Raw genomic sequence first — 9,847 nt, 5'->3', positions numbered from 1 at the left:
ATGTAATACTTTTAGCTTACATAAAATACAAAAGCCCTTCAATGAAGGGCTTTACGATAGCAAAAGAACAAAATTAGTCTTGAGGTCCGGTACCACCGTCAACTTCATCGCCAAGGTCGTCAGCGTCATCTAAGGTGTAATCATACATATCAATATCAGAGAAGACTGTTGCGCCATCATCAATATATTGTGATGTAGCAGAAACACCTGTGTAAGTGTTACCAGATGCACTGAAGTAAGCATCACCAATATTCCATTGTGGACGCGCACTGTTTTCGAAGTAGTTATTTTCTACTAGGATTTGCGCACTGTCATCACCACCAATAGAGAAGTAAGTGATATCTTTCCAATAGTTATTGAATAAGTGAACTCGTGCATCTTCCCCTTCAATTTTAGGGTTACGTCCAGCTGCCGTGTCCCAGAAATTATGGTGGAAAGTCACTTGTGAATCTTGGACTAAGTTAGTGTACCAGTGTTGATCAGCACAAACTTCTGCGTTGTAACCGTAGAAACGGTTCCAACTTGCCGTTACGTTTTGGCTATTATCAATATCTAAATAACCATCACTGATTTTGCTGAAGGCGACGTGGTCAACCCAAACGTGGCTACTATCATCAACCGTAATACCATCCCCTGCTTCTACTAACGATGGGTTGATGTTTGAGATAGTAAGGTTTTGAATAATCACGTTTTCAACGCCACTCAAGTATAAGTTCGCTCCGATGATCTTAGAAGAGCTTCCCAAACCGACTAACGTTTTATTTGACTGAACATAAATGGTGGTGTCATTACGCGTAACAGACACCGTGTCGTCTGAGGTACTCGCGGCAAAATCGCTACAAGTTTGCGCACTGGTCGGTACTCGATACCACGTTTTTCCATCATCATTCCAATAAGAACAATCGAGCGCACAGGCTTGTACAGTACGATCTGATGTACGACAATCAATCGAGGTATCAGCAACTTGAATCACTTCAGCATCACTGGATTCAAGTGCTGAAGTGAGTGCACTACAACTTGATACTGTGACAGTACTACCCGCTGCACCACCTGTGGTAGTAGATAATCCATCATCACCAGATTGTGATGCAAAACCAACAAGATCTTCGTCGCTAGATGAGTCACCACAAGTACCTGAAACTGGGTTGATATACCAACGTTGAGAACTTTCAGATTCATCTTCATTTTGGTAAACATTTGAACCGTTAGTTGAACCGGCAACAGTAAGGGAGAGTGAAGAGTTCTTGTTGACGATTTTAAACCCACCATCAGATTGAACTTTTAACTCCCAACGTTGGTTGTCTCCATCCCAATCAGTGTAGGTATCAACATTCGCTCCATTAGAGGTAGAAGAGTCCAATACTTCAACTAACATGCTGTTATACACAGACTTAATTTCCCAATAATTGTCACTTTGCTTAGTCAGCACAAACTTTTGGTTACTTGGCTCCCATGCCTCATAAGTGATCACATTCGGCACACTGCTGGTGTCATTCGTGTTCACATCTAGAGCCTGACCAGACCCTTTATTAATGATGTAGTAGGTGTCACCCGACGTTGGAGTTGTTGAACAGTTTTCTGCAAAAGCAGATGCACTCATCAGGGTAAAAGCAACGACTAAGCTTTGCTTCCACCATGATTTACCGTGTAAAAATTTCATTTTATAACTCCTAAAATCCCTATATAGATAAAAAGAAATATTTTTCGAATGAGAATATTGCCGAAATATCCTATTCAAAATCACTTTTAAAATATGAAATATCGTTTTAGTTCGATATTTCAGCAGCCATAATAGAAAATAAGTTTGATATAAAACTAGGACGGACAACTTAAATAGTAGAATTGCTCCCAAGATTCAGAGCTTCATCAACGAGCCTAGGTCAAGCTCAATCACGGCAGGAATGGTCATTCCCTTTTAACGTGATTGGGCGTAGAAATAGGTTTGTTGATGAGCTCCCAAAGGGCGAGTTTTATTCGCTCCTAGGCTGTGTTACTGATTTTTAACGTAGAATGACTATGTCTTCAAATCAGTGCCTTGCCTAAGAGCGAATACATTCTCGCTGAAACAGCATATTGAGGTTACTTGGGTATAATGTCATTTTATGTATAGTATCTAAAGATTAACCTCATTAGAGTGAATTATTTTTACACCTGCAGCGTGCATTTCTGCGATTGCCTGTTCGTCATCACCAGGCTGCATGTTGACTCCTCGACATGCATCTTTAATTAGGTAGGTATTAAAATTTAATGAAATAGCATCTAATGCCGTAAATTTAACGCAATAGTCCGTGGCTAATCCGACAATATAAATGGTATCGATATCACAACTACGTAAATAATCTTCTAATCCTGTTTGTTGTAAGCGTTGATTATCAAAAAAACCACTGTAACTATCTATATTCGGATTTGTACCTTTATAAATAGTCTGTGCAATAAACTCTGAATTCAAACCGGGAATAAAATCAGCTCCATGACTTTCTTGAATACAATGATCTGGCCACATTACCTGTTCAAACCCATTTAACGTTATCATGCTACCTATAGGTTGATTGTTTGCTGATGCAAAACTAGCATGACCTTTAGGGTGCCAGTCTTTCGTTGCAATCACATGATCAAAAAGTGGCAGTAGTGAATTGATTACAGGCACAATACGATCCCCTTCAGGAACCGCTAACGCTCCGCCAGGGGCAAAATCATTTTGGACATCAACTAAAATTAAAGCCTTACTCATCGAGACTATCCCTTTTCTTCGGTATATTTGATACGTTACTGTAACACGACTTGATTACGACCGCGTCGTTTCGCCGCATAAAGCGCTTTATCGGCTCGAGTAAACAAGCTCTTACGATCATCACTTAATTCGAATTCACTGACGCCAACACTCACGGTGTAATGCGGCAAATCATCTTTTTCGCTCGCTTCTATACTCTTTCGGATTCGCTCCGCAACCTGACAACCTGCTTGACCATTTTGCATGGGTAAAATAACGGCGAACTCTTCCCCTCCTATACGAAATAGTTGGTCAGTTGAACGCAATGATTCACTGATTACGGTAGGCAGATGTTGCAACACTTTATCCCCAGCCAAATGTCCGAAGGTATCGTTTATTTTCTTAAAAAAATCAATATCCATAATAAGAATACTGAAAGGAGCACCACGGCGACCCAGCTCTACGTGCATCGCTAACTGTTCATCCCATTTATGCCGATTGTATGCACCGGTTAACTTATCGCGCGTAGCGAGCTTTAATAGTTGTTTTTCTACCTGTTCACGGTTTTCTATTTCATCTGCTAAACGCAGCATCATCTGTTTTAAATCAAGTTCTAATTCACTCAGTTCATCCATTGCAGGTTGCATTTCAGGCTTGGGTAATTGGGTCTCGATTGTTAAAGAATGTTCAAGCTGTTTTAGTGAGCCTTGCATGCGGCGAATTCGACGCTGGAAAAAACGAACGATGTAATAAGTGAGCAATAGTCCCAGAACCGTTGCGCACACACCCAGTGCGATATTAATCCAGAAAAATTCCCTTTCATGTTTTTCGGTATATTGACTGGTGTGAGCGGTTAATTTTTGCAATTCATCTGAAATATCTTTGACCGAATGTTCTAGAGACAGCGCAAGCTGTTCTAACTGCTTTTTCTCCTGAATGGTGCTCTGGTGATGGCGCAACACGTTGCCCAATTTAACTTCAAATTGCTCACTTTTTTCTTGAAATTGTTCAATTTGTTTAAGTAGCTGTCGATGTTGGCCTTTAGCAAATCGAATGTGGTTCTTCTCTAGGTTATCCATAATAAGTGAGACAGCTTGATCGAGAAGCTGTTTAAGCTGCTGTTTTTGATAGGCATACTCTTGATCAGGTGTCAGTTTGCCATGATTTTGCTTAAGCTTAAATTGTTCAAATAAAATGTGCTGCTCTAGCTGCAGCATCTCGATACGCCCCATAATTTGGTTTAAAGGAACGTCAATGTAAGCCACTTCTTTCATCTCACTATCAATGACTTTTAGCTTATATATTGAAAACGAGATAACGCATAAAAGTGTCGCAAGCAGCAACATAAATAGGGAACCAATACGATGGCTTAGAGATGATTTATACCAATCCACGATACTCATACAATCACTTTTTCTTTTCAAAACACACGATTATCACGGCGCTTATTGTCTCACATTCAAGAACACTAATATATGTACAAGTGATCTCAATTTTTTCAACGACCTAATACCGACCATAACGCATTTTCTATCGCGGTATCATTTTTTATACGGTTCATCACTCCAATAGATACAAAACTAAAAAGAGAGCCGACAGCTCTCTTTTAAAGTGACAGGTGATAAGCACAATGATTATTTTTGCTTCACTATTGGATAATCGCCATTGACCAGTTCTTGGACAAAGGCGGATCCCTGACCACTGTGGGTAATCCACACTTTTTCCTTGGCGCGAGTCATCGCGACGTAAAACAAGCGACGTTCTTCTGCATAAGGATAGTCATCATTATTGTGTGACAATACACCATCAAGATGCACGGCTTTGACTTTCGCTGGAAACTGCCCTTCGTCCACGTTAAGAATAATGACATAATTCGCTTCTTTACCTTTACTGGCATGACACGTCATAAAATCAATTCGCAACGATAAATAACGGTTTTGCCAATCCTTTAGCAATTCTGGCTTATGGTAGTGATTACGGCCAAGCAGTAGTAAAGTTTTTAGGCCATCCGCTTTGCGATTAAGCTGATCAATAATCTTCTCTACATTGTGGCTAGGTGCAACGTAAACCGCTTTCTGTTTCTGCGACTTATAGCTATTGAGCGTTTTGGGCAACTGATTCGGGTTTTGCTGAATAAACTGATTGGCCACATTGGCAATCTGCTCATTGAAACGGTATGTCGTATCGAGATGATGTATGGTTGACTGAGGGAAACGAGCAGCAAACCCTGTAGTCAAATTGACATCAGAACCAGCAAACTGGTAAATGGCCTGCCAATCATCCCCCACAGCAAACAAGTTACACGAACCGGTTTTTTGCTCACATAGCGACTGGATCAGTTCTAAACGTTGCGGCGAAATATCTTGATATTCATCGACCATAATAAATTTCCATGGCGATGGGAATTTCCCCTTCTGTACGTATTGAGCAGCGCGGCTAATCATGATGTTAAAGTCGATTTGATCTTCATCTTTCAGCATTTTTTGCCAGTCACGAAAGCACGGCCAACATAAATTCAACTCGCTGTTCAAACGGGCATATTCTTCATGATCAACGATACGCTCCTGAAGTTCTTTTTTCTTAAGATTGAGCATTGAAAGCTGATCAATTTGCTTAACCAACCAAGCAATTAATTTGGGGTTTTCAACATGACTACCTAGCTCATCATCACCGGTAATATAGGCAATAGGCCATTTTGATAGATGTTGCTGCCAACGCTTAAAGTTGGTATCAGTCATCCAGTGACGCTTAAGCCAATCAATACACCACGCTGTACGCTGGTTATCATCAAGTGCCAAAGGTGACAAAGCAACACAGCCCCCTTCAACTCGATTAATGATATTGAGCCCCAATTGGTGGAAGGTATTTACTCTCACACCTTGCGTTCTCTCCCCCACTTTTTCTTGGATCCGCTGTTCCATTTCCTGTGCGGCATCTTTGCCAAACGCCACCAGCAAAATATCTTCTGGATGAGCCAACCCACTTTGCAGTAAGTACGCAACGCGTGCAGTCAATACACTGGTTTTACCTGAGCCCGCGCCTGCTAACACTAAATTATGATCATCATTGAGTAATACCGCCTGCTGCTGCGTATTATTCATTGGTGAAGACTCAATATTTGCAAAGAGTGGTTGCCATCGTTCTTGCTCATCACCAAGCCAAGCTTGGTTGCGCTCATATAAGGTTTCAGACGTATTTAACAGCCAAGGCAACAGTGGTTCCATAGCCTCTGGTAAACGTTGGTGTGTTTCTTCGATAGTGGCCCCAATGCTATCCAGATCGCTAAGCACCCGGGTTACCCAACTTTCTGTTAATGAATGGGGAAGGAATGAAGGCAAGTTACCGATACTTAAGAGTTCTTCTCGCCAACGTGGTAGATATTCGCTGAGCTTCTCACATTGGAGATCATGCCAGCGCTGATAATCGGTCACTAAATACTCAGCAAAATCGCGGCATTGTGGCCAAGGAAGTCCTTGAACTAACCATGAACGCTGCACGCCCTCTTCTTCATGGGCATAGAATTGCATCGAGCCCCAAATGAGACCATGATTAACGCGTACACATCCATTCCAAATATGATAAGGAATACGCTCTTCAGTTTGATGAGATGAGAGCACAATAAGCTCTTTCTCAAGTGACACTTGATGATATTCGTCAGAAATAAAAAACTGTGCAGTCTTATTCGCACTCAGCTGCATTGAAATAAACTCTCTCATTGTATTCGCGGCTCATCATACCTTAATCATATCGGAGAATGAAAAGTTAATGTCAATACTTTAAAATCAAAGAAATTTCTCACTTTTATTCATCTTGATCAGGTTGTTAGTTACCGCATCTGGTACACTTTCAACTTTGCAATTACGACCATTGAACAACGTGCAGATATCAAATCGACTTAGGCTCTACTGGGCCAATAAAACTTTCAACTATAGCGCCCTGATTCTTGTGACACTTCTCGGGGTGGTCATCCCTTGCTGGATGTACAGTCTCAACACTTGGGTCACACCGTTGATCTTAGGCGTGATCGCTGCGGCTTTATCGGAACGGGACGATAATTTCTCTGGCCGCCTAAAAGCCATCACCATGACGTTTATCTGCTTTGCGATCGCTTCATTTTCGATAGAGATTTTATTTGATCACCCCATCTTATTCTCGATCGGATTATTTGTTTCAACATTTGGCTTTATTATGCTTGGTGCTATCGGCTCGCGCTACGCATCGATAGCCTTCGCATCTCTACTGCTTGCGGTTTACACCATGCTCGGTGCAGACCAAAGTACCAATATTTGGTTTCAGCCAGTATTACTGCTCATTGGTACTGCTTGGTATTTCTTTATATCAATGCTTTGGTATAGCTTTTGGCCAATGCAGCCTGTGCAGCAAAACTTAGCTAACGTATTTTTACAACTAGGTCATTATCTCGATGCTAAGGCATTGATGTTCCATCCCACATCACAATTTACTCCACAGCCTCATCGCATCAGTGAAGCACAACTAAACAGCGCAACCGTCTCTGCTTTGAACCAATGCAAAGCCATCTTTTTAACTCGAGCAAAACGCGGACATGTCGACAGTGCCAGTGATCACTATCTAAGCATTTATTTTCTAGCACAAGATATCCACGAAAGAGCAAGTTCGACACACTATCGTTACCAAGAGTTAGCTCAGCACTTTGGTCGCTCTGATATCCTATTTCGCTTTAAATCTTTATTGCAAGCTCAGGCCGATGCCTGCCGTGAAGTGGCCCAGTGTATTCGTTTAGGCCAAGACTACGAACACCAAGGCGATTCAGCCTTAGCTTTAGATGAGCTGCAACAGTCTCTTGATTATCTTAAGCAGCAACAGCGTCCCGAATGGCGTTCGCTACTTGCACAACTTGGTTATCTATTTACTAACTTAATGACCGTCGAGAAGCAACTGACCAATATTGCGACCCCCAACATAGATAAACTCGAAGAGGAAGTTTTAGAGGACACCGAACCCCACACGATTAAAACCATGTGGAACCGTGTAAAATCAAATTTAAATCGTGATTCACTATTGTTTCGCCATGCATTACGCATGTCGATAGCGCTAACGCTTGGTTATATTATTTTACAAATCCTGGGGTTAGAACGTGGCTATTGGATTTTGCTGACGACACTTTTTGTCTGCCAGCCAAACTACGCAGCGACACGACAAAAAATCACCTCGCGCATTATTGGAACCCTCGCTGGTTTATTGATTGGCGTAATGCTACTCACGCTTTTCCCTTCACAAGAAAGTCAGTTAGCCTTTATTGTCATTTCAGGGGTGATGTTCTTTGCCTTTAGGCTCAATAACTATGGTTTTGCTACTGGCTTTATTACCGTGTTGGTTCTGTTCTGCTTTAATCAGTTAGGCCAAGGCTTCGCCGTTGTACTACCAAGATTAGCCGATACATTGATCGGCTGTGCTCTGGCTGTTGGTGCTGTGGCTTACATTCTCCCGGATTGGCATGCCAAACGGTTACATAAAGTCATGGCAGATGCGATCGTCGCCAATAAGGAATATTTAGACCAGATCATTGCTCAATACCGTATTGGGAAAAAAGACAGCCTCAGTTACCGTATCGCAAGACGTAATGCACATAATCAAGATGCGGCATTAGCTGCTGCAGTCAATAATATGTTGGCCGAACCTGGCAAATATCGCTCTGCCACCGATGAGAGCTTTCGCTTTGTCACGCTCAATCACGCAATGCTAAGCTATACTTCAGCGCTTGGAGCGCATCGTACTCGTATTGATTCCAACGTACACAAATTGGTACTCGATTCACACCGAGTGATTCATCAGCACTTGGATGTACTATATCAACAGTTATTTACTCATTGTGAACAATGCGATACGTCCAATATCGAAGACGCAGGAATTGAACAGAAATTAGCAGAATGGCATGAAGACAGTGAAGGCAATGCTCACTTAGTGCTGCAGCAATTACATTTGATCTATCGAATGCTACCAGAATTACACTCTTTGGCTGACAAATTTGCCGTACGAGTCGGTTAAGCACTTTGAAAGGCGTCTAATTCATCGCAAGTAGGCGCCAACTCCTTTCCAGCATAACATACCAACCCGAAGCTCTTTTTGATAATAAACTCAATCATATAGAGACATAATCTTGAAAATTTCAGAGTGTTTCACTTTTAAGATTTATCGATACTTACCATCAATTAGCGCTTTTCTTACATTGTACGGACATTTTTTAAGCAACTTTTTATAGTATGATAACTCTAAATAGTTAGAACATAGACTTTGGTTTGAAGAGTTAGACACGGATACATTCAAATATAATATATTGATTATATTAACTAATTAACTAAATCCTTGGCTTCACTACTCAAACATCAGAGTCATAATTTTAGTGGCTCCCACATTCTACAGGGAATGGTGAGAAAGTATTAACCTGTTAGCTTATTCAATGTAAGTGTAGTCCATGACAAAGCTAAACACAGAAAAGTTGCGAAAAATGGCCAGTTCAGAATACTCGCCCACATTACAGAGCCCAATGGTGTTGTTTGGAGGCAAGCGAATGTCGAGCGCACAATTTGAAACGATGAAAGAGCAGTTAAAAATGCTGACTCCTCAACAATTACGTTCACTACAAGGAGAGATTAACCAATCTCTTGAAACAACTGCGAAAGATATTCTCAGTGATGAAGAACGTAATATGTTATCGAGTTTATTCTCCTAATTTTTGTGAGATAAATAGTCGTCTAACTTGATTAAAAAACGTACAAGAATTAAGCTTAGAACAAATAGAGGTGATGTGTATGACAGTTTCATCCGTTAGTACAGGTAACAATGGTTATGCCATCCTACAAAAATCGAGAGAGATGGCAGACTCTGCTGCCAAAGATCTGCAACAAGCTCAAGCATTAGAGCAACAAGATGCTTTGAAGTTTAATAAAGCGAGTGAAGCTCGCAAAGAAGCAGATGCACAAGAGCGTTCTCGTGAGAGACACCATCCCGATACTGTTGATTCCTTGACTAAACTGAATCAAGCACAACAATATAACCGCGCAGGCGTTTCCGTTATTCAGCGTGAACGCGATATGCTCGGAAGCATGCTTGACTTGAGAGTCTAGCAAGACAAGTTCGGATAAAGCTCAGCTCACT

At 41.4% G+C, this 9,847-nt stretch carries 7 protein-coding genes; 3 read left to right on the top strand and 4 right to left on the bottom strand.

What is annotated here, in order from left to right; translation table 11 throughout:
* Nucleotides 1-73: 73 nt before the first annotated feature.
* The 4 genes from F9817_RS15340 to helD form a co-directional block, all read right to left on the bottom strand.
* On the bottom strand, nucleotides 74-1,660 hold the full coding sequence (locus F9817_RS15340; protein WP_161157040.1) for a pectate lyase family protein: 1,587 nt from the start codon (nucleotides 1,658-1,660) through the stop codon (nucleotides 74-76).
* A 453-nt stretch (nucleotides 1,661-2,113) separates the two neighbouring features.
* Nucleotides 2,114-2,731, bottom strand: a complete 618-nt coding sequence (gene pncA / locus F9817_RS15335; protein ID WP_161157039.1) for a bifunctional nicotinamidase/pyrazinamidase — start codon at nucleotides 2,729-2,731, stop codon at nucleotides 2,114-2,116.
* Nucleotides 2,732-2,766: 35 nt separating this feature from the next.
* Nucleotides 2,767-4,113 carry a GGDEF domain-containing protein gene (locus F9817_RS15330; RefSeq protein ID WP_161157038.1) on the bottom strand — a complete coding sequence of 449 codons (1,347 nt, stop codon included), beginning with the start codon at nucleotides 4,111-4,113 and terminating at the stop codon, nucleotides 2,767-2,769.
* Between the two features lie 231 nt (nucleotides 4,114-4,344).
* Entirely contained in the window at nucleotides 4,345-6,408 is a 2,064-nt protein-coding gene (gene helD / locus F9817_RS15325; RefSeq protein WP_161157046.1) for a DNA helicase IV, read from the bottom strand.
* Between the two features lie 178 nt (nucleotides 6,409-6,586).
* On the opposite strand from helD, the gene yccS reads away from it, so the two are divergent.
* The 3 genes from yccS to F9817_RS15315 all read left to right on the top strand — a co-directional run bounded on the left by yccS (nucleotide 6,587) and on the right by F9817_RS15315 (nucleotide 9,816).
* Entirely contained in the window at nucleotides 6,587-8,737 is a 2,151-nt protein-coding gene (yccS, locus tag F9817_RS15320) for a YccS family putative transporter (RefSeq protein WP_161157037.1), read from the top strand.
* A gap of 427 nt (nucleotides 8,738-9,164) precedes the next feature.
* Entirely contained in the window at nucleotides 9,165-9,422 is a 258-nt protein-coding gene (locus F9817_RS23850; RefSeq protein ID WP_230389909.1) for a hypothetical protein, read from the top strand.
* Between the two features lie 79 nt (nucleotides 9,423-9,501).
* The gene (locus F9817_RS15315; RefSeq protein WP_161157036.1) at nucleotides 9,502-9,816 is read left to right on the top strand and encodes a hypothetical protein; all 315 of its coding nucleotides are present in this window, start codon (nucleotides 9,502-9,504) and stop codon (nucleotides 9,814-9,816) included.
* Nucleotides 9,817-9,847 lie beyond the last annotated feature (31 nt).

The sequence above is a fragment of the Vibrio eleionomae genome, assembly GCF_009874545.1.
GTDB lineage: Bacteria > Pseudomonadota > Gammaproteobacteria > Enterobacterales > Vibrionaceae > Vibrio > Vibrio nitrifigilis.
This window is presented reverse-complemented; position numbering and strand designations above follow the sequence as displayed.

What these genes read in the sequence shown, in the direction of transcription:
- pncA (WP_161157039.1), bottom strand. Translation starts at nt 2,731, where the DNA reads ATGAGTAAGGCTTTAATTTTAGTTGATGTCCAAAATGATTTTGCCCCT.
- F9817_RS23850 (WP_230389909.1), top strand. Translation starts at nt 9,165, where the DNA reads ATGACAAAGCTAAACACAGAAAAGTTGCGAAAAATGGCCAGTTCAGAA.
- F9817_RS15315 (WP_161157036.1), top strand. Translation starts at nt 9,502, where the DNA reads ATGACAGTTTCATCCGTTAGTACAGGTAACAATGGTTATGCCATCCTA.
- helD (WP_161157046.1), bottom strand. Translation starts at nt 6,408, where the DNA reads ATGCAGCTGAGTGCGAATAAGACTGCACAGTTTTTTATTTCTGACGAA.
- F9817_RS15340 (WP_161157040.1), bottom strand. Translation starts at nt 1,660, where the DNA reads ATGAAATTTTTACACGGTAAATCATGGTGGAAGCAAAGCTTAGTCGTT.
- F9817_RS15330 (WP_161157038.1), bottom strand. Translation starts at nt 4,113, where the DNA reads ATGAGTATCGTGGATTGGTATAAATCATCTCTAAGCCATCGTATTGGT.